The organism is Oceanobacillus sp. FSL H7-0719, assembly GCF_045040795.1.
Lineage (GTDB): Bacteria > Bacillota > Bacilli > Bacillales > Amphibacillaceae > Oceanobacillus.
The window spans coordinates 68272-92724 of sequence record NZ_CP150301.1; the positions used below are offsets into that span (position 1 = coordinate 68272).

The window sequence follows — 24453 nt, forward strand, 5'->3', positions numbered from 1 at the left end:
TTCAAAAGTCTTTGAATTAATTCTAAAAGGAGTGATCCGATGCAATCCTTATTATTAAATTTTTTGAAAGTAACAGAATCAGCTGCGATTGCGGCAATACCATGGGTTGGAAGTGGAGATGAAAATGCTGCTGACGGGGCTGCCACAAATGAAATGCGAAAGACTTTAAATAAGATGAAAATGAATGGAACCGTTGTAATTGGAGAAGGTGAAATTGACGAAGCGCCAATGCTATACATCGGAGAAAGATTAGGTATAGGAGGAAACCATGAGGTAGACATCGCTGTCGATCCCATTGAGGGAACTACACCAACTGTTAACGGACAAGGAAATGCAATAACGGTTATAGCAGCAGCCAAAAAAGGTACACTGTTGCATGCACCGGACATGTACATGAAAAAAATCGCAGTGGGACCAAAGGCTAAAGGAAAAGTTCATCTTGATGCGCCGATAGAAGAAAATATCAGAGTGGTAGCTGAAGCGACAGGTAAAAAAGTTCAGGATATCCATATTCTTATTCAAGATCGACCGAGGCATAAAGAATACATCAATCGGATTCGTCAAACAGGAGCAAAGGTGCATCTATTTAATGAAGGAGATGTTATTTATTCAGCAGCGACATGTATCGAAGGACTTGGGATTGATATGTTTTTTGGAATTGGCGGTGCACCAGAAGGGGTATTAGGTGCAGTAGCTGTTCGCTGTCTTGGCGGTGAAATGCAAGCAAAACTTTTACCACGAAATGATGAGGAGCGAAATAGATGTAGAGAAATGGGGATCACAGATGTTGATTCAGTTTTGACCCATGAGCAGTTGGTCGCAACAGATGATTGTGCATTTGTAGCAACGGGGATAACAGATAATTTACTAGTTAAGGGGATAGAGACGGAAGATGCCAATTACGTTACGCATTCTATTCTCATAAATGGCCTCGAAAAACAATTAAGGTATGTAAAAAGTACATACCCAATACTAGCAAATGTATAAAAGTTAGGTAGTTCTTATGTTCTAAAAGCTTCGGTGCTTGTAATCTTCTAATATTGTTATTTGCTATTGTTTATTTTTAAATAGGGGAGGAAATAGGTATTTTTTATCCGTTATGATAAAAAATGAAAAAAAGTAAAAGAAAACCCTTGTAAAACGCTTACAAAGAAATTATACTATATTTAACGATTGAGTTATCTAATTATTTTGTTTTCTGGGATTGAATGATAACTATCCATCTATTGTTTATTTAAATTATAGAAAAGCGTTGGGTATCAGTTTTGAATAGTATGTTTTAAAATGATGACGCTTTCAAACGGTTGGTAATCGATGAAGACGGTTGGTGATGGAGTATAGTATTTCATAGTTTTTAAAAGTATAGTCTTCAAGTATTGAAATGGAGTAAATCTCTAAAAAGAAAAGACGAATTATTTAAAATATTTCTAGAATGATTGGGATTATGGTGGGAAACAATGGAAGGTATAAGCAGAAGTAAAGGGAATGGCATTGTTGCTATTATCTGCGGACAACAAAGTGAAAAAATGTATCTATTATTGAAGCTCGTTTGAAAGGAGGAATACGGACAGTAGAAGTTCCAACAGACACACCTAGCATAACATTTGCCATTGAAGAAGCAGTGAAGGAGCTTGGCGATGAAATGTATATTGGTGCAGAAACTGTTCTTAATCCTGAGACAGCTAAACTTGTCCCCAAGATGAGAAAAAGAGAAATGCTAGGAATGTATACCTCCCCTAAAAGCTTATTCTATTAAACTATTTTTGAAAGCGAGGATAACCATGAAAATAATCAAATGGCTTGATGAACATATAGAGGAATCGTTATTAGTTGTTTTAAGTATTGTAATGACTTCTTCCATCACCTTACAAGTTTTTATGCGATATGTGATGAATTCCTCTCTATCGTGGTCTGAAGAATTGGCTCGATATTGTTTCATATGGTTGGTTTATATCGGTATTAGTTATGGAGTAAAAATGCAAAAACATATTAAAGTTGATGTTGTATTGCAGTTTATAAAGAATAAACAAAAGATTGTTTTCGGTATTATTGCTAACTTAATCTTCCTCGCCTTTTCTCTATTAATTATTGTATATGGATATGATATCGCTAAACAACTTTTAAATTGGGGACAGACTTCTCCAGCGTTACATGTCCCAATGGGATATGTTTATATGGCTACACCGGTTGGCTTTGCATTAACTTCCATTCGTCTTATCCAACAAATCATTCTCCAAGTATTAACACTTATGGGTAAACGGGAATTCGAAGTGAAGACGGAGCATGACTTTGTAATGGAAGAGGCAAAAGAGGATCATACTCAAAAATAAACAAAGGAGGTTATACATATGACAATCGCTGTTTTATTTGGAAGCTTTGTTTTATTTTTACTATTAAGTGTTCCGGTTGGTATTGCTTTAGGAATATCTACTTTAGTAACAATTATTTATTCTGGCTCTGTACCGATTGAATTTTTGGTCCAAGGTTTAACTACTTCTGTCGATAACTTCCCCGTTATGGCTGTACCGTTCTTTATTCTCGCCGGAGAGATTATGGGTAAAGGTGGAATTTCTGAAAGGCTATTTAGAGTTGCTAACTCTATGGTAGGTAATATTACTGGTGGTTTTGCAATTGCTACCATCGTTACATGTATGTTTTTCGCTGCTATTTCAGGATCTGCTCCAGCAACGGTTGCTGCTATTGGAGGTATTATGATTCCTGCTATGGTAAGACAAGGATATGATCGTACTTTTTCAGCAGCGGTTGTTGCTGCAGCTGGTTCACTAGGTGTAATCATACCTCCTAGTATTCCAATGGTTATTTATGGAACATCAGCATCTGCATCCATTGGTGATCTGTTTATGGCTGGTATTATCCCTGGTCTTATAATTGGCGCTGCTTTAAGTGGTTATGCATATTATTACACGAGGAAAAAAGGATATAAAGGGAACGGTGAAAAGTTCTCCTTTATAAATGTTCTTAAATCTATTTGGGATGCAAAATGGGCACTTGCCATTCCGATTATTATTTTAGGTGGTATTTATGGTGGCTTCTTCACACCGACAGAAGCTGCTGCTATAGCGGTTGTTGTTGGACTTATAGCAGGATTATTCATATATAAAGGATTGAAATGGAAAGACTTATCACGAGTTTTTATTGATTCAGCTTTAACAACAGCAACAGTATTAATCATTGTTGGTACGGCGACAGCTTTTGGCAGATTACTTACCGTCGAACAAATTCCAAATGCGATTGCAGAGTGGATTCTTTCAATCTCTGAAAGTCCAATCATTGTCATGGTATTAATTGTAATATTACTTCTAATCGTTGGATGTTTCATGGATACACTTGCGGCCATCATTATCCTAACTCCTATTCTATTACCAATTGTTACGAATCTAGGCTATGACCCAATTCATTTTGGAATCATCATGGTTGTAGGCTTAGCAGTAGGTTTCATTACACCACCAGTTGGAGTAAACCTTTTTGTTGCACAAGGTATATCTGGCGTATCATTTGAAGCACTCGTAAAAAGGATTGTACCATTTATTATTGTAATGACTGTTACTTTACTGATTATTACCTTTATCCCGCAGCTATCTCTCATATTGATAGGGAAGTAATAACCTTAACACCTGTATATGAATTATCAGGCTTTAAAGTAAGAGATATATGATGCTGTCCTTGCTCCATATTGCCTATTAAGGCCGATTGCATTAATGGCATTCTTACAATGAAATGTGGTTTCAGATGACGGCTGCGTTCTGAATGGTAAAAGTAGAGAGTTTAATCTAAATTTGCTAAAAGGCGGTGGTGAATCTTTAGTTAGAGAAAAGATAGTCGATGTAAATGCGAACAATTCCTTGTTATAGTTGATCGGTCAAAGGTGGTTAAGAACTGGGTGAATTCCCATTACCTATCGAATGGTTGATTGAAAGGGGGTGTAAACGTACATGATGTGATTACCATAGACGAGTCCATGGTTACATTTAGTCCTAAAATATGAAGAAGTTCTAGAAAAGCTTGGTGAAAAGGAATTTATCGCAGTGTAACTGGCAGTAAGACCCCCACTGATTGAAGTTTCACTTTATTGAAAGATAAATTTAAAAAAATAATTTTCCAGGGAGGAATATAATGAAGAAAACAGCATTTATTTTAGGAACTTTATTTTTAGTATTGTTACTTGCAGCATGTAGTGGAGGAAATTCTTCACCCGATAATAGTGATAGTAAAGAAACTGCTGGAGAAGCAACAGAGGCTTCTCAAAATACGACAACGGGTGAAGCAGAATATACAATTCGTGCAAGTATTGGGCTTAACGCCGAGCATCCACAATATAAGGGACTTTTAAAATTTAAAGAAATCGTTGAGGAAGAAACAAATGGGGCAATTGTGGTAGAAACGTACCACAGTGGTCAATTAGGTGATGATCGTATAGCAATGGAGGCTTTACAACTTGGTTCCCAAGAGATAACCAGTCCTTCTACAGCCCCGGTTGCAAACTTTATTCCTGAATTTGCAATATTTGATATTCCATTTCTATTCCCGAATGAACAAGTTGCGGACAAGGTTCTTGACGGAGAAGTTGGTACGAAATTATTAAAAATGTTAGAAGAACAAAACCTTGTTGGACTTGCATATTGGGAAAATGGTTTCCGTGATATGTCGAATAGTGTTCGGCCAATCGAATCCTTAGCTGACTTTGAAGGACTAAAAATTCGTACAATGGAAAACGATTTGCACTTAGCGGCATTCCGTGAATTAGGAGCAAACCCTACACCAATGGCATTTACAGAACTTTTCACAGCTTTACAGCAAGGATCTGTTGATGGACAAGAGAATCCACTATCTACTATTTATTTAGAAGGGTTCCATGAAGTACAGGATTATATCTCTGACACCCATCATATTTATACGCCATTTGTATTTTTAGTAAGTAAACCATTTTTTGATGGTTTGCCAGAAGATTACCAGGAAATCTTGAAAAACGGAGCAGTAGAAGCTGGCCAGTACCAAAGAGAAGTTAACCGTGCAGCAAATGAAGAATACAAGCAGGGACTAATCGATGCAGGGGCTGAGTTCACGGAGATGTCGGATGAAGCAATCGCTGAAATACGTGAAGCGGTACAACCAGTAGTTGACGAATTTTCAGAGACAATTGGTGAGGACCTAGTAGAAGAAATCTACCAAGCGGTTGAAGATGCACAAAAATAGAGTAGAGATATTTCCATATGTAGATTACTGAAGAAAATGGAAAGTTAAATCTTGCAACGTCAGAAAGAAAGGGATAAGTCAAATTATGGCTTATCCCTTTTGAAGTCCATTGGCTAGCTTAGTTCCAATCTATCAATCTTCTACAAACCTGTTTAACCTCAGCCGATTAAGCTTTTTGTCTCACCTGGTAAGAAGACGAGAAGTTTACTGTATTTACAATTGTGTCACCTACAGGGCAGTGCGCTTCAAGGTATGCTATAAATGCCGCCACTTTTTCTTCTGGGGCATCCGTATCAATGTGATACGTAGCACGAATGTCGGAGTATCCCGGGCGGACATCGGACTTACCTAGGAAACCATCTGTATCAAGATCCCCTTCCAGTTCTACTTTGAAATCTTTCAAATCAATATTGAACTTTTCAGCATACGTACGTGCCACAATGGATTGGCAGGCTCCAAGGGCTGATAATAGCAATTCCACCGGGTTCATTGCTGTATCTGTTCCTCCCAGTGATTGTGGCTCGTCGACGAATACACGATGTTGTCGTGCTGTTGTTTCGACTAAAACCTGTTCCTGTAAATGTGCATTTGCTTTAAAAATTTGTTTTGCCATGATTGAATCCCCTTTATCATTATTTATTCCGTACCATGACAACTCGGATAAAACGAAAGCCCCTTCTCAAAAAATAAGAGAAGGGGCTGCAAATATATGTGCGCCGACCTCCTCATCTATAGCATAAGCTATGCTTCTGAAATTGGCACCTTGCTCAAAATTGAGCGGTTGCCGAGAGTTCATCGGGTCAGTCCCTCCCTCTCTCTGGATGAGTTGTCAATGATATGAATTTTGTAAAATATAACATGTGTCATATGAATTGTCAAATAGTTCCTAATGGTAAGAAAAAAAGATGTATAGTTAACTAATTATATTAAAAGTCCAGATTCATTAATCAAAATTTTAAAAAATATGTTTACATCCACTATCATCTTCTGTATAATGGTATTATAATTAAAATTCAGAAAAGTGGAAGGGGTTGTGTGTCATGATCAAGCAAAGTAAAACGTTAACCAAACTGAATACGATGATGCTGCATACAACCGCTGATTTGCGTTAATTCTTTTTTATTTATACGAATTATGCCACAGGTGAGGTATGGACCATTCTGTGGTTTTTTAATGAAATTTTAAAAATATTCATTTTTATATTAACGAAGATTAAAGAACTATTCACAGGATGAATGGTTCTTTTTTGCTGTTGAATTGAGATAAGGGGATGTTATTTTGGAAATTAGAATTGTGGAATACAATGAAAGTTATGCTGCGAAAGTGGCGGACATGTGGAACCATAGCCGGGATGGATGGGGAGGAGCCAATACGGTGGATACAGAGGAATCCGTTTTACATCGTGAGGGCAACTCAACGAACATCCATACGTTCCTCGCCATAGAGGGAGATAAAGTTGTTGGCTATTGTGGACTGAGTGAATATCGCGATGATGAAGGGGCATTGTATATACCTCTTTTGAATGTACGAGATGATTATCATGGTAAAAAGATAGGAAAGAAATTACTTCTTACTGCATTGGAAGAAGCGATTCAACTGAAATGGCCACGGTTAGATTTATATACATGGCCAGGAAATACAAAAGCAGTACCTCTCTATAAAAAATGTGGTTTCTTTTGGGAAGAGCGTGATGATACGACACATTTGATGAATTTCATACCTGCCGTATTACGTACGGAAGCTGTTGCAGACTTCTTTCAAGATGTAAATTGGTATGAAAACAGCAGTCGGAAAATCGAAGTGAAACCGGATGGAAGAGTGGAAAATGATTTTCATTACTATGAATATGCCTGGGCAAAAGAGGATAAGATGCTGCGGATGGAATTCGAACGAACGGGCAGGGGGATCCGCTTAATTGAAACAGAAGATTATTTAATTTCTGCTGAGGTTCCCGCTCATCAGCTGGTATTCGGAAATCAATATAAAATCACTTATACAATTAAAAATAAGTCAGGAAGACCTCTCCATATTGATTTAACAGGAAAAAGTGATCAAAATATCGATTTTTCATTTGATAAATCGTTTGATGTCACGGATGAAAGGGAAATCGAGGGCACCTTTTATATTGGTTCTATTGAAGAGGAACAGAATAAGGACAGGACACATCCAAGTGTTCAGACGATTGTTCAAATTAATGGTAAACAGGCCATATTTAAAGTAGGGATTTTACCAAAGTATCCTGCAAAAGTTTCCGCACAATTCCCTGAGGATTTATCTTTCATAGGAAAAGAATATGTGTTTTATTTAGATATGGTGAATAATTACGCTGAAAAGGTACGTTTTGAAATGGAGCTGCCTTCCTCAAACCTGCTTGAATTGAAGGACCAGCAGCTGCAGATTGATATGAAAGCAAAGGAAAGAAAATCTGTTGCTGTCCCGTTTGTTGTCAATAAACACGGTTATTACCATGCACTATTGAATATGAAGGCGATAAAAGAAAACGGCGAGGTTGTCCATTTTTTAAAGGAAATTGGTATTCCTTTGCGAGGCGTGGGTTCGAAGTTCTCCGGAGAAGATGAGGAAAGTCTCCAATTGTATAATGGTCAATATTTTGCTGTATTGGATAAGTCAGAAAATGAGATTCAAATCGGCCGAAAGAAAAAAGAGAGTCATCTCTCTATTATGACGCCAAAAGTCGGAAAGCCATATTCAGAGGAAATTGCCAGGGCAAAGATTGAGGAAAGAATCTATTTTGAGGGCACAGGATATATCGCTGTAAAACTAACGTATCAACTCACAGCATTTTCAGGGCTAAGACTGCATGTCATTATCAAGCTATATAATGAGGGTCTTGTGGAAAATTACTATGAAGTGGAAAATATTCGAGATGAACGAACGGAATACTCGGTATGGGTGAACCAGTCCATCTATTCACATTTGAATCGAGCTGTCCTCCCATATCGGAATGAGATTGTAGAAATGAATGATTCGATCGGAAATTCGTATGAATATTGGGATGACCAGGGGCTTTGTGAAAATTGGATGTTTATTAAAGATGATGTTCATCCGGTTGGCATCACTTGGAATAAGGCAGATAAAATCCATTTTGACTCATGGTTTCATTATTTTGAACACCATCTGGGACAGATTGATGCAAACAGTTCGCTGCAGTCTAATGCAGTATTTTTCTCCATTGGAGCATTCCATGATGTGGCAAGCTTTCGGGAATTCGCAACACAGTCAAATAATGGTGAAAAAGTGAAACAAGTGAATCATTTACGTGTTTCATTAGAAAATAATAATCCATTTATTCAAGGTGAAAAGCTCGTATGTCAGGTTACAAATTATAAATCAAATTATCTCCATGGCGAACTTGAATTGGCTCTTTTACCTGGTAAAGAAAATGTAAAGCTTCATGTATTTGACCGTAAAGAGCAAAAAAATGAGTGGACTGCAGAACTAAATATGACGGAAGTTCCGCTTGTTTCTACGGTTAATCTAAAAGCGAAATTAGATGCAGCCGTTCAAGAACGTGAAACACTTGTAATTAGGCAAAGCAACACGGATTTTATGGGGAATGTTATTCAAGAAAGAGGCTTCGATGTATGGAAGTTGAGCAATGGTTTAATCGAAATGAAAGCTGCACCAGATTTTTATCCAGCATTGCATTCATTGACTTACGATGGACAGGAATGGTTGGATACTTCTTATCCGGATTTACTGCCAAAATTATGGTGGAATCCTTGGTCTGGTGGTTTATCCAGCAGGTTAACAAATATAAGAACCCATTCAATTTCCAAAGAAAAAACGTTTGCTTCGTTTACTGCGCTTACAGATAACAGGGGGAATGAGTGGCGAGGAATAAAACTTACCACATCAATTGAAAGACACGAGGAATTTAAAGGGTTAACATATCACCAATATTTCCTTCTCCTTCCTGGTGCGCCAGTTTTATGTCACGTATCTGAAGTAGAGCAGGCTACAGGAACCTTTTTAGACGGGAAGGATTGGCAAACAACAGCATTTTTTAAACCGGGAATAAATATGGAAGAGAATTGGGTGAATATCCAGGATCAAGCAGGCGAATGGACGAAAATTGTGGCAGGCAAAGACGAAAATGATTTGGAAGTCGCCCGCAGCTTTGTAGTAGGATGTGATCAGCAAGGGGGCCACCTGCAAATCATATCTGACACAGAGAAATCAACGCGTGTTTCCTATGTAAATAAACAGGTTATATTAACGGGTGTCTCGGAAAGATTAACGATGCCTTCAGATACGAGGAAGTTTACAATACCGAATTTTTATCTCTTTAACAATCAGGTCATTCATGACAATGCGCAGCATGATTTACAGGGAATTCGATTTCGATAGGACAGGTATTCTTGGAGAGGCATTGCAAACATTTGAATGATAGGCGTTGATACATGGCAGAGTGGTTTGGATTTTGCAACTGAATCGATATGAAGGGGTTACAACTCACGGAACGAATATACAAATGCTGATTCGTTCCGTGTTTTATATTGAAGTCTCCTCACATTTTTCCCTCTCCCTCATCTATGATACAATTACCTGATAACGACACGGAAAGCGGTGAAAAAATGCGAGACGATAAATCATGGTACAAGCTGGACAATGCTGGAAAACTCTATTCCTCCATCATCTCCTCTCGGGCAACCACTTTATTTCGACTATCCGCGACACTCAATTCCCCGGTCGAATCTGTCTATTTACAGCGTGCATTGGAAGCGACACTGGAACGCTTTCCATTTTTTAAGGTTCAATTAAAACAAGGTTTTTTTTGGTATTACTTTGAAGGTACGGAGCAAACGCCAAGGGTAGAGAAAGAAACATATTATCCGTGTATGAGTTTATCAATTAAGAAGCGTGGATCTTTTCCATATCGGGTATTATATTTTAAAAACAGAATTGCCTTGGAATTATCGCATAGTATGACAGATGGTACTGGAGGCTTGAAGTTTTTAAATGAGCTTGTAAGACAATATCTTCATTTGAAGGAATCTGTGCCGATAAAACAGGAAATAGTAAGCAATGAAGAGCTCCAACTTGAAACGGAAAATGCTTTTCGAAAATATTATGATAAAAAAACACCCATACAAAAAACACGATTTGGGAAGACGTTTAAGCTGCCGCTTCATTTGGATAATAAAGGTCATTACCATATTGTAACTGGCATTATGAGTGTGGAGGCATTGAAGAAAAAAGCGAAAGAATATGATGCCTCGATTACTATTTTCCTTACTGCCGTCTATATTGATAGTTTGCTGTACATTCAAGAAAGCACATCAAGGCGGAGACGGCCAATTGTGATGAATGTACCCGTTAATATGCGGTCTTTCTTTGAGAGTAAGACGATGCGGAATTTCTTTGTCAGTATTACACCCGCGATTGATGCAAGACTCGGAGCGTATACGTTCGAGGAAATTATCACCGAACTGAAAATTGAGTTTAGCCGATTACTGACACCGAAGAAATTAAAGCAGCATCTGAAACGCAGTGTTACAAGTGAACGTAATTTAGGATTGCGGTTAATGCCGTCACCGATTAAGGATATTGTGGCGCCATCGATTTATTCGTTTTTCGGGGAAGGTCAATATACAAGCGGCTTATCCAACTTGGGAGTTGTCCATGTCCCTGATGAATTGAAGCCGTTTATTGAAAGGTTTGAATGCTATCCGCCGCCAAGCATTGGCAATAAGGTGAAGGCGCTATTAATGACTTATGACCAGCAGATGTATCTTTCTTTTGGGAATTTATCGAAGGACCGGATACTCGAGCGAGAATTCTTTCGCCGGATACGGAAGCTGGGAATTGATGTAATGATTGAAACAAATGATGAGGTGAAAGAAGATGGCCTATTGTCCGAAATGCGGCGTGGGGGTAGAGGGAGATAATCGTCCTTGCCCGCTGTGCGGCTTTCCTATACCAAAAATACATGAAAAAAAAGAAGCAGTTGGGAGAGTTACTAAATTTCCAAAAGCTGCGAATCCATATCCTGCTTACTTTCGCAGGGTTTTAAATCGGATTTTTATTTTCATTACGCTGCTTGTATTTGTAGCTGTTTGCCTCATGTTTTATATTGATTATGAATTGCATGAGATGTTTACCTGGTCCAGGTATAGTAATCTAAGTGTTTTTGCAGGCTGGATCCTTTTATACTTTTCTTTTGGGTATGTGAGGAGTTTTCATAAAGTTATCATCGGCATCGGCTTGAATGCGTTATTTTTATTATATGGCCTTGATGCTTTTAATGGAACGCTCGCATGGTTCTTTCCCTTGGCATTCCCAATTGTCGTTGGGACGACAGTGATTAGTGTATGTTACTGGAGCGTCATTCGTGCACTGCCTGTGAGGGGCTTTAATGTGATTGGCTCTTTCTTTATTGCAGTTGTGATTTTGACGATGTGGATTAACTTTTTTATTCAGAGTTACCGAAATGAAACGAGCATTCTAAACTGGATTATTGTTACAGTTCTGCAGCTTATACCCGTATTATTAATTATGATTTACGTCAAATACGGCATGCCTGAACGATTAAAACAAAAGATTGCGAGGAAGTTTCATTTGTAGGGGAGTACTGGCTATAGCATGATAATTATTTGAAGTATGAGGGACGGCAGTTTGCTGCCGTTCCTTTTCATTTTTTGATTATGTTTGGGAAATTAACCCCCTGCAATCATTACCCAAGTAATAACTGGGATAGTAAGTTTATTATGATAAAATGAGATACATCTATGATTGGTATTGCATAGGCGATAAGGAGATTTTATTTTCCATATCGAGGCGCCTGCACGTGATGTCGAAGACCGAAAATAGTATACTAGTATTTTCATATTATTAAATGTCCATTTTTGACCAAGGGGATTCTGAAATGAATAAAAAGATTAGCTGGATTCCGAGTTTGCTTATTATTAGTGGTGGTCTATATACTATTTTTTATCTTAATCATCTTTTAAATGAATTACAGCAATTCGAGGAAGAAACGAGTGGTTTCGGCTTCGGTTTCCTTCATGCAATTGCGGAAGTAACTCTCGCGTTCAGTTATTTAATGATTTTTCCTTTAGCCATTGCTGGAATTATTACTGTTATTGGTATCATTACAATTTGGAAGCAATATGTGGGGCTTGCAGCGATTACACTAATTATGGCATTGATATTGATGAATTGGATTGGGTGTATTCTCGTGATTATTGGGTCGATTAGTGGTCTTGTAATGTGGGGAAAACAACCTGTTAAGCAATCATAAATATCCAAAAGTTATTCGTTACGGGCAATCCTAAGGCATAGAACTGCCCGTCTTTTCTTATCACTATTCGTTTACTTTTTCTATGAACTGCTCTAATCAAATCACACATATAAACGCTTTCAATAATGCTTATTTTATTCTTTCTTCGATTACTTTATCTTTTTGGATTCGCTGGTTGAGCTCTGCCTCAAGCTGTTGAATATGGTTTGTGTCCAGTCCAAACTTCCTTGCCTCAAATAAGGTTTGTTCCAAAGGTTTAATTGATTGATTATCCATGGGAATTCTACCTCCTTTTTATTATCTGTTTACCTTATTTGATGGAGTTTAAACATTTCTGGGAGAAACTGGCTGCTTGCAAATAAGCTAATATGGCTTGGAATAACACCGGCATGTCAAAATATCTCCCGGGAAATAATTGCGGGGCAGATCACATAGCGAATTAAAATTGGTAAACTGATTATAGTTACAAGTCATGTGGAGCGGTGAGTGATGAAAATAAAAATGCTGTCAGCCCTTTTTCATTATAGAAGCAGGGACTGACAACAAAAAACAGCATTATTTTTCATACATATTATACGCTTGAGGTAACGGGGCAGATTAATTGCCGTCTCTTAATATGCACTCCACCCAAAGTCTGCAGCAATCGTGACGCCGTTAACATATCCGGATTCTTCTGAAGCAAGGAATAATGCGATATTTGCAATATCCTCTGTTGTTCCAGCTTTTGTCATTAATCCCGTACCGCGTGTAGCAACTTCGAGACCGAATGGATCAACATTATCCATATTCATTGTTGCAGGTGTTGGAACATGTGCAGGCCCAATCGCATTACAGCGAATGTTTTGTGGGCCATATTGGGAAGCTACATTTTTCGTCATCCCAACAACAGCATGTTTTGCAGCAGTGTAAGCAAGGCCGCCGCGCCCGCCAGTTAATCCTGAAATGGAAGCCATATTGACAATGGTTCCCTGTCCTTTTTCGAGGAAGACAGGCAGGACCTTGCGAATGCCGCGCATTACTCCTGTCACATTAATATCCATTACTCTTTCCCACACGTCATCCGTTACATTAGCTGCCGCTTGCATGCGGTCAATAATTCCAGCATTATTAACAAGAATATCAACAGTTCCAAATGCATTCACTGTTTCGTTAACCAGATTAGAAATATCGTCTTCACTAGAAACATCTACTTTTACACCAATTGCTTCAATATTTTTAGACTTTAGTTCTGCAACTGTTTCTTGCAAGCCTTCTTCATTAAAATCAGCAACAACTACTTTTGCTCCTTCATTGCTGTAAGTCAGAGCAATTTGTTTCCCAATCCCTGATGCACTTCCTGTTACAATCGCTACTTTATCTTTTAATCGATTCATCTTGTATAACCTCACCTTTACTTTATATTTAACTTAAACTCTGTCACTGACAACTTCTTCAATTTTATTAGCAACAGCTGTTGTTAGTTCTTCAGCGGTTTTTGGCACAAAGTTTTTTAGGATTGCATTGATCATCGGTCCCATTGCTCCGCCAGCAGTAATATCAAGATAGCCAGTCATTGTAGTCGCTTCATCACTTATTTTTCCAGCTTCAAAATATCCTCCACCTGAGAAGTTATCGGACATTCCAGTCAGATTGAATGTAACTAGATTTGGTTCTCTCCATTCGGTAATATCAACCTTCAATTTTACTGTTTTTTTCATGAAGCCGAGATCACCTTTAAATTCCCAAGTAGACTCATTCTCATTAATGAGCTCATGATTGATATAACCTGGTACAAGTGGTGCCCAGTTATTAATTGAACTGACAAAATCCCAAACTTTTTCAATTGGCAATTCTAAATTTGTGCTGTGTGCTCCATTAGGCATTTTTTTCATTCTCCTTTTTTATGATTCGATTAAAGTTTTATTTTCATTAACATTAACATGATCTTCTGATGCTGCGGCAGCTTTTCCAGCTAGATAGCCCCACGTCATACCTGGTCCAATTGTTGCACCTGCTCCTGGATAAGCTGGTCCAAAGATGGCCATTGCAGCATTACCTGCAGCATATAAACCAGGTATCTTATCACCGCGCAGTCCAATTACTTGTCCATTTTCGTCTATTCTCGGCCCACCAGAAGTTCCTAAGGTTCCGAAGTAAATTGGAATTGCATAAAATGGTCCTTTTTCAATTGTTCCAATATTGAGCTCTGGTGAACCGCCGCCTTTACCCATTCCTTCAAAGTAAAGCGTTCCACGGTGGAATTCAGGATCTTCACCTTGTTTTGCATTTTCATTGAAGTTCTTCACTGTTGCTTCTAAACCTTCTGGATCTACACCAATTTTATCAGCCAATTCGCGCAGGCTTTCTGAGGGATGCATCCATTCAGGAGCTGGTTCATCCGCAGATACAGTAACAACTAAATGATTATCTTTTAATTGGCTGTCAAAGATTAACCATGTATTTTTTTCATTCGGATAGCTTTGTGTTACTTCATCATATGTGAAGAACTTTCTTGGCATATCCTTATATGTTGCGCCTTCATTAACAAATCGTTTTCCACTGTCGTTCACAATAATACTATGTGCAGAAGCACGTGGACTATTAATCAGATTAAATGTCCGGCCTTCATATTCGATGGAAGGATCTTGAGCAGCAGGGTACCACCATGCATCACTCATATTTGCGAGCTGTGCACCAGCCTCCATTGCCATGATTAAGCCATCGCCCTCATTATATGGTGGTGACAGGTGATGAGTTGGTTCACCTGGCAAGAAAGCTTTTACTAAATCTTTATTCCATTCGAAACCACCTGTAGCAATAATGACACCTTTGCGGGCGCCGATATGAACTGTTTCTCCGTTTACTTCAGCTTGAACACCAATTACTTCACCAGCTTCGTTTTGATAAAGCTTTTTCCCTGGAGTTTCCAGTCTGATTTCAACGCCGCGGTCAAGCAGGCCTTTGACCAATGATCCAATTAAAGCTCGGCCCATTGTTGTAATATTTTTTTCCATTCTTTCAGCCATTACACTGAAATCGATGGAATCTTTATCTGCTCCGCCTTCTTCGAGTGTGAGAGGAGGGAAGATAGGATTGCGGCGGATTTTATCCGCTAAATCGCCCAATTCAGTAAGTTCGAATGGCATTGGATCTAAAGAGCGCCCTTCAACAAACCCGCCAGGCAAATTAGCATAATAGTCCCCATAGCCAGTTGGAACAGCGAATCTCACTGGAGTATTATCATGTAAATATTGAATCATTTCTGGTCCTTTATCGAGAAATACTTCAATCAATTCAGGGTCAGGCTCTTTTCCATTGGATAGTCGACGAATTAACTTTAGAGCTTCTTCGCGTGAATCTTTTATTCCTTTTTCCTCCATATAGTGATTTAACGGAATCCAAGGAACCCCACCAGACATTGCAGTTGTTCCACCAATTTCAGCGGATTTCTCCAAAACTAAAACCTTTGCCCCATCGTCACTTGCAGCCGTTGCAGCTGTTAAAGCAGCTCCACCAGATCCGAGCACAATAACATCAACAACCTCATTCCAATCTGTCTTTAGTTTATTCATATTCTTTCTCTTTCCCCCTTAGCTATTAAATAAGTGAATATAATGGAAAGCGCATTCATGTTATCGTAAAAAAAATCACGATTACAAGTTTAATGTGATGTGATAACAGCTATCGCTATGATAGTCATCATATCACCCTCTAAAAATACTGTCAATTCATGTTGATGAAAGACCTTTTTCAATTTTATCGGTAATTGACAAAATACCGTGTATTCTATAACGTTATTATTAGAAAATATAAAGTCAAAAGAGGGACACCATCAATGAAACCAATGGATCGCTACGAAAATGAACTGCAAAAAAATAGAGAAAAACGTATGGATAGCATTCTTATTGCTGCGAAACAACTCTTTGCAGAAAAAGGAATCGAAAATACAACAATGCAAGATATTGCTACGGAAGCGAACCTGGGAGTTGCGACAGTCTTCCGGATGTTTTCCAAAAAGGAAAAAATCGCAGTTGCTATTGCAACGCAAGGTCTGGAAGAAGTTCTTGCAGTGTTTCAGCAGGCAGCGAGCATGGAGGCAGCTTGCCTGGAAAAAATCGAAGCCTTGCTGGACCATTTTATAGATGAACTGCAAAATGAAAAAGCCGAACATATAAGAATATTAGAGGACTTTGATATGTATTCGACACGCATTGAGGAGCCATTAGAGGATATTCAGCGATTCAAAAACGTGTATCGCAACGTTTCGGAAACCTTTTCTTCAATCATTGAAGAAGGGAAGCGGGATGGCTCTATCCGTTCAAGCATCGACATTGATGCATCCTTAATAACGCTGATTAATACATTTGCTGTTTTTGCAAAAAAATTAGCAATCCAAAAGTCAATTTTCTTTATTCAGCTTGATTTGGATCCTGAAAAGCAATTACTGCTATTGCGTCAAATCATTCTTGATTATTTAACAGGAGAATAATAGAGGGCCTGTTTAAGCAATATTGACAATGGCCACTTTTTATCAAAATACGAAAAATCTGGAAAGCTGCTCTTACAGTTAAAACGGGGCAGTTTTTTATTTTAAAAGGGTTAAAGCGTTACAGTGCTGTTTGATTTTACCCTTAAATTATATGAATCCTTATCCTAAATTAGACTCCTTCGAATAAATGCACTGACTTCATCAAAAGATATCCTTAAAAGGAAGGAGGCAGGAATTATGGGAACCAGACCGAAAGGACCGAAACAAAGGAAGAATCCAGATCTCCCGCAAAGCCCAGTACAGCCTTATGGGGAGCCTTTACAAGGTTCAAAGAAAGTGAAAAAAGCGAATCATTCGGGGCAGAATCATAATCCGCATCATGGTTTGTAAGAGGGATTAAAGAGTTGGTGAAGGTCCGTTCTCCACTTTTTATGAAAGGTGGGGAACCGACCTCCAAACACATATTGTATCACCTGTTTTTAATAAACTATAAAAGGGGGGAATTCCTTTGCAGGTTAGAATCGAAGCAATGTATAAAACGAAAAGGGGATTAGAAGCAGCTTTTAGTTCGGAAGAGCTGGATGCGAGGATGGCGCTCGTTGTCGCTGAAGACTTCGAGAAAACTGGTCGTGTGAAAGAATTAATATTTCTCGATCGGGATGAAACGGCGTGGACGTACAAGCAATTAAAGAAATACTTAGAGGAAATTAAAACAGAGCCTCATGACATCATCGTATATTTTGATGGCGGATTTGATCATGGGACAGGAAGAGCTGGATTAGGCTGTGCAATCTATTATGAGCAGAATGAAAAAGCATACCGAATCAGAAAAAATGTTTTAACGGAAGGGCTTATTAGTAATAATGAAGCAGAATATGCTGCACTTCATCTTGGGTTAATTGAATTAGAATTACTTGGTGTGCACCATCTGCCAATTAATTTCGTTGGTGACTCAAAGGTAGTTATTAACCAGCTTAACGAAGAATGGCCATGCTATGAAGCGGAATTGACTAAATGGATGGACCGAATTGAACAGAAGGCAGAACAGCTCGGCATCACGCCAACATATGAAAATGTTTCGCGGAAAATGAACAGGGAAGCAGACCATCTAGCAACACAAGCGCTGCAGGGGATTGAAATTACAAGTCATGCTGCGCAGTGAAATGAGAATAACGAGTGGAAAGTCTAATACAGGTGCATTTTTATTGACGAATACAGCAAAAGCAATGTTATCCTAAAGACAATTGATTTAATTGCTTCAGGAGAAATTGACGTCAAACAAGCAATTACAAAGCATATTCCATTGGATGCTATTGTTGAGGATGGTTTTGTGGCCTTAACTAAAGATAAATCTGAGGTTAAAATATTGGTCGAATGAAGTGGTGAGAAGTAAGTATCTGCAGCGATGCTTATTTCTAAAAAGTGGGAAAGCTCCCTGTCGTATTCAGACAGGGAGCTTTTAACTTTTAATAAGACAAAGGAGCAATCTATGTCTCATTTTTTAGTCTTGATTAAACCATAGTGGATCATTGTTATCCACATCGCCATTATAATTGATTAAAATTTCATCTCCCGCTTTTATATCTGTGTAAGCATAGAAATTGAATGTGTGATTGCTGAAATTAATCTCATAATTTGCATTCGGCTGATAAGAATGGTTAAACAACATTCCATAACCAAGAAGGATTGCAGAATGATTTATTCCATATTCAAAAGCATAATCAGCCAGCAGCGTTTGCTCAATGTATTGATGCTGATCGTTTGGATAAGAAATAACCGGAGCTTCATGTACTATTTCGCCTTTTTTGATATCGCGTGTTGCAAATACCCCTCTATTAAATTCTCCATCACTGAGTGAAGATGTTTTTATCTCTATCATGTTGTTCACCTGCTCACTTATAAAATATTCACTCTAACTGTAACATTAATTTTAATTTTACGCTTTGAAAGAGACTTTTCAATATCTTTTTATGAAACAATACATAGGTTTATCTAATTCTTATTGCTGTTTCTCAATTTAATAATCAGCCACACAGCTTGAATAATTAGCGGAATGATAAACGAAATCAATAAAACTATAAATGCGACTAATTTGAGTTCAGGCGTTTGTACAGCACCAGCACCATCGACCTTTCTTATCCAAATAATAGCAGTTCCTATTACGAAAAGGATAATCCAAAAAAAGGTAGCAATCCACCAAGAAAACCAACTTTTCCTCACACCATCATTCCTTTCATCCTTTGACTAATTAAAGCTGTCTCTAATGTACAAAATAGAAATATTAAAGATTCGCTATTAGACAATCCTACCCCGTTAATTTAATATAAAATCTATTTATTAAATAAGTCCAAAAAGTTTCTTGGACATGCGATTTAAAATAAAAAGAATGTAAAAAGCACTTTAAATTGCTGTGCCTTTTACTGAAGAATTGTTATGGTATTTGCTTGCGTCTCTTATAAAACCTTTTGTCTTAAAAAGCCCCTGAACCTCCACCTCCGCCGCCAACGCCAGTTCCAGATCCCGAAGAAGTATTTACAGAGTCTGCAGCAACTTGCGAAGCAGATCCAAAGCTTACATTTGCAGTGGCAGAAAGTGATAATAACATGAGTAGATTAAAAGCAGAGTGATCTTGAGAAAATGTATCATTTTCAATAAAGTTTTTATTTTTTTCTATCAGTTTTTTATCTTTTAGCCCGGCTGAAAAGATGAGCGCGCGTTCTTTGTCATCCTCCGATAAATTATTCCAGCGGTCGGTTTGCAACTCGTTAAAATCATCCCTAAATTGCTGCCACTGCATTTTAATGAGCTGCCCATTTATTGTGCGCGGCTGGTACAGAAAGGCGAATAACAGAAGCGTGCCCATGATTATAATGCTGAATAAAAGCCATATGATCAACTGATGGATTCCAAAAAGGATAATAAGAGGAATCAGCAGTACAGAGAGAATCCCAATAATTAAACGCTGCTTTACATTTCTGTCTAATAAATGATGGGAATCAACTTCCTCTTTTAATAACTTTTGATAGGCAACTAAATCAGTGTGAAAGCTCTCCTGATTTTCCTCATTTGCTGTGTAGCTTTCCAGCTGATCAAATGAAAAGGTATTATTTTTTCCAACTTTTTGAAAGAAGAGCTGAATAAGCAGGGCTTCATGCTCTGAATCTGTCTTATCATTTACAAGATAAGATGTCTCATTTTCCCGTGTTTTGATATTGCCTTTTCTTACTAAATCCATCATTCCAGCTGTCAGCAATTCACCGAACCCTGCCATGAAATTTCGGAAATAGTAGATTGTTGCAGGCATACTCATCATTTCTTTAGGAATGAATGAAACGGAGGATAATAAACTTTCCGCTTCCAGTTTGGTTGTTTGCTTCCTTCTCCAACTATAAAAAATGATCAGCAGTAAAAATAATCCGTATGCACCCATGATATATGGTGCAATATTACCTAGTGTTTCCTGTCGCTCTAGAAAGGCAGCTTGTTTCTCTGCGAGTTCTTGTTCTTCGCGAATGAGTGTATCGCGAATTGTTTTATTTTCTTTAACTGCAGCGGCTGGGAATAAGCTGCTGTCATACGCCACACGGATATCTCCTTTTTCTCCGCTGTCCACAAGCCCCATATGAAATACTACTGTTCCATCGCTTTCTATTGTTTCTGTTTCATAAGCTTCGTCAAAGCCATAGGCAATAACATCACCGGCAGCTTTGGGCGGATGAATGGCTATCGTGAGATTATCATAATCTGTTTCATTATTTGAATCGAAAATGGCCAATAAAATTCTGCCATATCTTCATAAGCCTTAACCCCATCATGAATCAAATAGGAGAGCTCGATGGTAACTGTCTCGTCTTTTCCGCTGCGAAAAACATCATATGTCTCGTCATCCCGCTCTATTTCCAGGCTAGTTCCATTTTCACTAGCTGAGAAGTCAGTAATCGAAGTTCCTTTTTTAGCAATGAGGCTGCGGGTAATCCCATTAAATTTTCCATCAAACTCGTATGTGTGTGATTCCGTTACTTCAACAGTACCATCTTCCCCTAGGTGTGCATCAATTTTGGTTTCAGTAATGGCAAAGTCAACAGCGAATGCTTCTATAGGAAAAAGCAGAATTCCGAGCAGTGCGATAACAAAAAGAACTGCTGATTTTTTCATATGAATCCCTCACTTTCATCTAGTATGTATACGAACAAATCTTGTAAAAAGTTTCACACGGTTTATTTATAGGAAATATAGATTCTGTTTTCCAAGTCATCATGTTTATTCATGTATCACAATCTATATTGTAGGAAAGCCTAAGTAGAGAGAGTAAGCCATTCTGGCAAAATTACGCGAAAATGAATAAGGTGAAACTATGGCATACATTTGTTCAATAGGAACCAGCATCCCTGAATATAACATGAATCAAGAAGAAATAAAGGAATTAGTTCAAAAGTTATTTGGTTATACAAATCGTGAAATTAAACGATTGCTTCCAGTTTTCGACCATGCCCAAATTGAAAACCGGCAATTTGCAGTGGATAAGACCTGGTTTGAAAAGGAACATTCTTTTGAAGAAAAAAATAGTATCTATCAAGAAAATGCGATAAAGTACTCCATTGAAGCGATCGATGATTGTTTGCAAAATGATCATTTCCTTACATCGCCAATTCCCTATGAAGCTGTAGATTTAATTATTTATGTATCCAGTTCGGGTATAGCCGCTCCGACAATAGATGCCTTTCTGCTTAATGAAAGACCTTTCCGTCAAGATGTAAACAGGATGCCTTTATGGGGGTTAGGCTGTGCTGGCGGGGCGATTGGTTTATCCAGGGGCTATGACTGGGTTAAGGCACATCCGGAAAAGACTGCGCTTGTTGTTTGTTGTGAGTTATGTGGCGTAACGTTCCATAAGGGGGATCATCGTAAAAGCAACATTGTTGGTACGGCATTATTTGGAGACGGAATCAGTTCCGCCTTGCTAGTTGGGGAGGACTCACCTTACTTGCGATGTAAGAAACAATCTGTCCCAAAGGTGATCAGCTCCAGTTCTCGTATAAAAAGGGACAGTACTTCAGTTATGGGGTGGGATATAACGAATAATGGATTGGAAGTAATTTTCTCAAAGAGCATTCCTTCACTTGTCGAGTCCTTTTGGAAGGAGCATATTTCACTATTTCTGAAACAAATACAAATTCAAAAAGAAGATATTAACGCTTATATTGCTCATCCTGGAGGGATAAAAGTGTTACAGGCAATGGAAGCAGTATTACATGATAAAACAGAAAAACTGAGACATTCTTATAGCGTCCTGAAGAATCATGGTAATATGTCGTCAGCTACTGTTTTATATGTCCTCAAAGCATGGATGCAGGAGGAATTAAAGACTGGGGAAAAAGGTATTCTATCTGCCCTGGGTCCAGGCTTTAGTTCTGAATTACTATTATTGGAGTGGATTAATTGATGCCTTCTTATCTTTGGTTCATTTTTACATTTATTATTTTGCAGCGTGTCGTGGAATTGACAATCGCAAGACGAAATGAAAAGTGGATGATTAATAGAGGAGGAGTAGAGTGGGGAGGAGAGCATTATAAATGGTTTATTATTGTTCATGTATTATTTTTCTTTTCCATTCTTATAGAGGTTTCCATTCGTGACGACTCCAGTTTCGTGCTAAACAAAACTCTTTTTGTGCTGTTCGTTATGACACAATTAGCAAGAGCCTGGTGTATTCAATCATTGGGTAAATTTTGGAATACAAAAATTATCATCTTGCCTGGTCTCTCATTGATTAGCCGGGGGCCATATAAGTATGTCAAGCATCCCAATTATATCATTGTAGGTATGGAACTGTTCATTATTCCGCTTCTGTTTGGGGCATATATCACCGCCATTCTGTTCCCCGTCCTTCACATCTTATTACTGTTCATTCGTATTCCATTAGAAAACAAAGCACTTTCCGAAGTAGAAAAAGGAACGTTATTATAAGCTGGCACTTCAAAACTTAAAAAAATTGACCTGCGTCAAGGAATCTAATTTCAGAGAACTATATCATAAAATGAGATGGATTGTTAAAAATACGTGGGGTGAGGACAATGGACAGAGTGCTTTTAGTGGATGATGAAAAGCGGATGCTCGACCTGCTGGAAATATTCCTAAAAAAAGAAAATTACTTTTGTACCAAAGCCGGATGTGCAGATGAGGCTTTAAACTGTATGAAGGAAGACAGTTTTTCACTCATTCTGCTGGACGTAGACATGCCTGAAATAAATGGATGGAGTCTATGCAAGAGGATAAGAAACTTCTCTGATATCCCAATTATTATGGTGACAGGCTACGCTGATCATGCGGATGTCGTTAAAGGACTAAGGCTTGGCGCTGATGATTATATTACAAAGCCATTCAATAGGGAAGTGTTGCTTGCTAGAATGGACGCCGTGCTGAGAAGAACACAGCCTAAGAAAGAAATTGAAATTCACGGTTTATTCTGGAGTGAGGATTGCTTTAAGCTGACCTATGGAAAGCGGCCAATTAAATTAACACCAAAGGAATTTAGCCTGCTGGGGCATTTGATGAAACATCCAAACCAAGTATTTTCACGTGAGCAATTAATCAGTGTGTTATGGGGTTATACATCTGTGACAGACGAAAGAACAGTGGATTCCCATGTCCAGAATATCAGGGATAAGGTAGGAAAATCAGGCTTTCCGATTGATGCGCATTTCAAGACAATCTGGGGGATCGGCTATCAATGGGTGAATGTATAATTATTTAATGCAGGTTAAGTGGCAGTAAACCCCCACCTCAAAAGTGGAGAAGAAATGAACATTTTATGGGTGGATAACTGCCACTAATCGCATGAAAAAAGAGCTATTTTTGCGAATAGCTCTATTTTGATTTTATAGGACAACTAATGTGGCAACCATCTTATCGTGACCTTCGCCACAGAAGAGATTACAGTAAATTTCATATTCACCTGGCTCTTCAGGAATGAATGTTACTTCTCCTTCGGTTTGCATATTTACATCCAATTCATCAATAGAAATACCATGATTTCCTTCTCCATTTACATATGTCAATGTAACTTCTTCGCCAGATTGAACAACATATTCATCCTGGTCAAAATCAAAGTTAGAACCGATTACTGTAACTTCATTATTTGGAGCGGCTTCACCTGATGCACTGCTGTCGCCGGTTTCATCTGCAGTACTTTCCTCCGCAGTATCTGGACCAGTATTATCTGAAGCATTGTTTGCTGTGTCACCGTCATCGCCACCACATGCTGCAAGCACCAAAATTAAACTTAATAACAGGCTGAAAAGTAAACCTTTTTTCATATCCATTTCCTCCTTGATTTCTTATTTAACTTTACAATAGTGAGTATAAGGGATAAATATCCAGTTTCTATGGAGAAATTGGGAAGATTGTATGGACGAAATCTGCTTAGTGGCGATGATTGCTGTTGTCCGCATAGAAGATAGTAGTTGTATAAAAACAGAGCATTGGGGAAAAACAAGGAGAAGATAAT

Annotated in this window: 25 protein-coding genes and 1 riboswitch; of the genes, 15 read left to right on the plus strand and 10 right to left on the minus strand. The window is 38.3% G+C overall.

What is annotated here, in order from left to right; genetic code table 11:
• Positions 1-39: 39 nt before the first annotated feature.
• The 5 genes from glpX (at position 40) to NST93_RS00335 (ending at position 5214) form a co-directional block, all read left to right on the plus strand.
• Complete coding sequence (glpX, locus tag NST93_RS00315) at positions 40-987, plus strand: class II fructose-bisphosphatase (protein ID WP_405100092.1); 948 nt, start codon at positions 40-42, stop codon at positions 985-987.
• Between the two features lie 562 nt (positions 988-1549).
• Entirely contained in the window at positions 1550-1756 is a 207-nt protein-coding gene (locus NST93_RS00320; protein ID WP_405100094.1) for a hypothetical protein, read from the plus strand.
• A gap of 25 nt (positions 1757-1781) precedes the next feature.
• Positions 1782-2330, plus strand: coding sequence for a TRAP transporter small permease (locus tag NST93_RS00325; RefSeq protein ID WP_405100096.1), 549 nt, complete (start codon positions 1782-1784; stop codon positions 2328-2330).
• An 18-nt stretch (positions 2331-2348) separates the two neighbouring features.
• The gene (locus NST93_RS00330; RefSeq protein ID WP_405100098.1) at positions 2349-3623 is read left to right on the plus strand and encodes a TRAP transporter large permease; all 1275 of its coding nucleotides are present in this window, start codon (positions 2349-2351) and stop codon (positions 3621-3623) included.
• A 511-nt stretch (positions 3624-4134) separates the two neighbouring features.
• On the plus strand, positions 4135-5214 hold the full coding sequence (locus NST93_RS00335) for a TRAP transporter substrate-binding protein (RefSeq protein WP_405100100.1): 1080 nt from the start codon (positions 4135-4137) through the stop codon (positions 5212-5214).
• 166 nt (positions 5215-5380) lie between these two features.
• Here NST93_RS00335 and NST93_RS00340 read toward each other — a convergent pair whose 3' ends face one another.
• Positions 5381-5827 (minus strand): OsmC family protein, encoded by a 447-nt coding sequence (locus tag NST93_RS00340; protein WP_405100102.1) that lies wholly within the window; start codon positions 5825-5827, stop codon positions 5381-5383.
• Between the two features lie 109 nt (positions 5828-5936).
• Positions 5937-6042, minus strand: a riboswitch (SAM riboswitch).
• 450 nt (positions 6043-6492) lie between these two features.
• Here NST93_RS00340 and NST93_RS00345 point away from each other — a divergent pair.
• From NST93_RS00345 to NST93_RS00360, 4 genes are all read left to right on the plus strand, one after another.
• Positions 6493-9585 carry a GNAT family N-acetyltransferase gene (locus NST93_RS00345; protein WP_405100104.1) on the plus strand — a complete coding sequence of 1031 codons (3093 nt, stop codon included), beginning with the start codon at positions 6493-6495 and terminating at the stop codon, positions 9583-9585.
• A gap of 227 nt (positions 9586-9812) precedes the next feature.
• Positions 9813-11126, plus strand: coding sequence for an alcohol acetyltransferase (locus NST93_RS00350; RefSeq protein WP_405100106.1), 1314 nt, complete (start codon positions 9813-9815; stop codon positions 11124-11126).
• Entirely contained in the window at positions 11083-11802 is a 720-nt protein-coding gene (locus tag NST93_RS00355; protein WP_405100108.1) for a DUF6320 domain-containing protein, read from the plus strand. Before NST93_RS00350 ends, NST93_RS00355 begins: the two co-directional genes overlap by 44 nt.
• A 301-nt stretch (positions 11803-12103) precedes the next feature.
• Positions 12104-12478, plus strand: coding sequence for a hypothetical protein (locus tag NST93_RS00360; RefSeq protein WP_405100110.1), 375 nt, complete (start codon positions 12104-12106; stop codon positions 12476-12478).
• Between the two features lie 129 nt (positions 12479-12607).
• On the opposite strand, the gene NST93_RS00365 is transcribed toward NST93_RS00360, so the two are convergent.
• The 4 genes from NST93_RS00365 to NST93_RS00380 form a co-directional block, all read right to left on the minus strand.
• On the minus strand, positions 12608-12754 hold the full coding sequence (locus NST93_RS00365) for a hypothetical protein (protein WP_405100112.1): 147 nt from the start codon (positions 12752-12754) through the stop codon (positions 12608-12610).
• Between the two features lie 335 nt (positions 12755-13089).
• Positions 13090-13851: a glucose 1-dehydrogenase gene (locus tag NST93_RS00370; protein ID WP_405100114.1), complete on the minus strand. Its 762-nt coding sequence runs from the start codon at positions 13849-13851 to the stop codon at positions 13090-13092.
• 33 nt (positions 13852-13884) lie between these two features.
• The gene (locus NST93_RS00375) at positions 13885-14340 is read right to left on the minus strand and encodes a CoxG family protein (RefSeq protein WP_405100116.1); all 456 of its coding nucleotides are present in this window, start codon (positions 14338-14340) and stop codon (positions 13885-13887) included.
• Between the two features lie 18 nt (positions 14341-14358).
• Complete coding sequence (locus NST93_RS00380; protein ID WP_405100117.1) at positions 14359-16029, minus strand: FAD-dependent oxidoreductase; 1671 nt, start codon at positions 16027-16029, stop codon at positions 14359-14361.
• 263 nt (positions 16030-16292) lie between these two features.
• On the opposite strand from NST93_RS00380, the gene NST93_RS00385 reads away from it, so the two are divergent.
• The 3 genes from NST93_RS00385 (at position 16293) to NST93_RS00395 (ending at position 18108) form a co-directional block, all read left to right on the plus strand.
• A complete protein-coding gene (locus NST93_RS00385; protein WP_405100119.1) occupies positions 16293-16946 on the plus strand; it encodes a TetR/AcrR family transcriptional regulator in 654 nt (217 codons plus the stop codon).
• Between the two features lie 237 nt (positions 16947-17183).
• Positions 17184-17336, plus strand: a complete 153-nt coding sequence (locus tag NST93_RS00390; protein ID WP_405100121.1) for a small acid-soluble spore protein P — start codon at positions 17184-17186, stop codon at positions 17334-17336.
• A 118-nt stretch (positions 17337-17454) separates the two neighbouring features.
• On the plus strand, positions 17455-18108 hold the full coding sequence (locus NST93_RS00395; protein WP_405100123.1) for a reverse transcriptase-like protein: 654 nt from the start codon (positions 17455-17457) through the stop codon (positions 18106-18108).
• 339 nt (positions 18109-18447) lie between these two features.
• Here NST93_RS00395 and NST93_RS00400 read toward each other — a convergent pair whose 3' ends face one another.
• From NST93_RS00400 to NST93_RS00415, 4 genes are all read right to left on the minus strand, one after another.
• The gene (locus tag NST93_RS00400) at positions 18448-18825 is read right to left on the minus strand and encodes an SET domain-containing protein (RefSeq protein ID WP_405100125.1); all 378 of its coding nucleotides are present in this window, start codon (positions 18823-18825) and stop codon (positions 18448-18450) included.
• 113 nt (positions 18826-18938) lie between these two features.
• Positions 18939-19166, minus strand: a complete 228-nt coding sequence (locus tag NST93_RS00405) for a DUF3923 family protein (RefSeq protein ID WP_405100127.1) — start codon at positions 19164-19166, stop codon at positions 18939-18941.
• Positions 19167-19416: 250 nt separating this feature from the next.
• On the minus strand, positions 19417-20721 hold the full coding sequence (locus NST93_RS00410; protein WP_405100129.1) for a DUF2207 family protein: 1305 nt from the start codon (positions 20719-20721) through the stop codon (positions 19417-19419).
• Entirely contained in the window at positions 20670-21101 is a 432-nt protein-coding gene (locus NST93_RS00415; protein WP_405100131.1) for a DUF2207 domain-containing protein, read from the minus strand. Before NST93_RS00415 ends, NST93_RS00410 begins: the two co-directional genes overlap by 52 nt.
• A 199-nt stretch (positions 21102-21300) precedes the next feature.
• On the opposite strand from NST93_RS00415, the gene NST93_RS00420 reads away from it, so the two are divergent.
• From NST93_RS00420 to NST93_RS00430, 3 genes are all read left to right on the plus strand, one after another.
• Entirely contained in the window at positions 21301-22389 is a 1089-nt protein-coding gene (locus NST93_RS00420; RefSeq protein WP_405100133.1) for a type III polyketide synthase, read from the plus strand.
• A complete protein-coding gene (locus NST93_RS00425) occupies positions 22389-22913 on the plus strand; it encodes an isoprenylcysteine carboxyl methyltransferase family protein (protein WP_405103711.1) in 525 nt (174 codons plus the stop codon). The genes NST93_RS00420 and NST93_RS00425 overlap by 1 nt, the downstream gene beginning before the upstream one ends.
• A gap of 107 nt (positions 22914-23020) precedes the next feature.
• Complete coding sequence (locus NST93_RS00430) at positions 23021-23692, plus strand: response regulator transcription factor (protein ID WP_405100135.1); 672 nt, start codon at positions 23021-23023, stop codon at positions 23690-23692.
• Positions 23693-23824: 132 nt separating this feature from the next.
• On the opposite strand, the gene NST93_RS00435 is transcribed toward NST93_RS00430, so the two are convergent.
• Complete coding sequence (locus tag NST93_RS00435; RefSeq protein ID WP_405100137.1) at positions 23825-24262, minus strand: hypothetical protein; 438 nt, start codon at positions 24260-24262, stop codon at positions 23825-23827.
• Between the last annotated feature and the right edge of the window lie 191 nt (positions 24263-24453).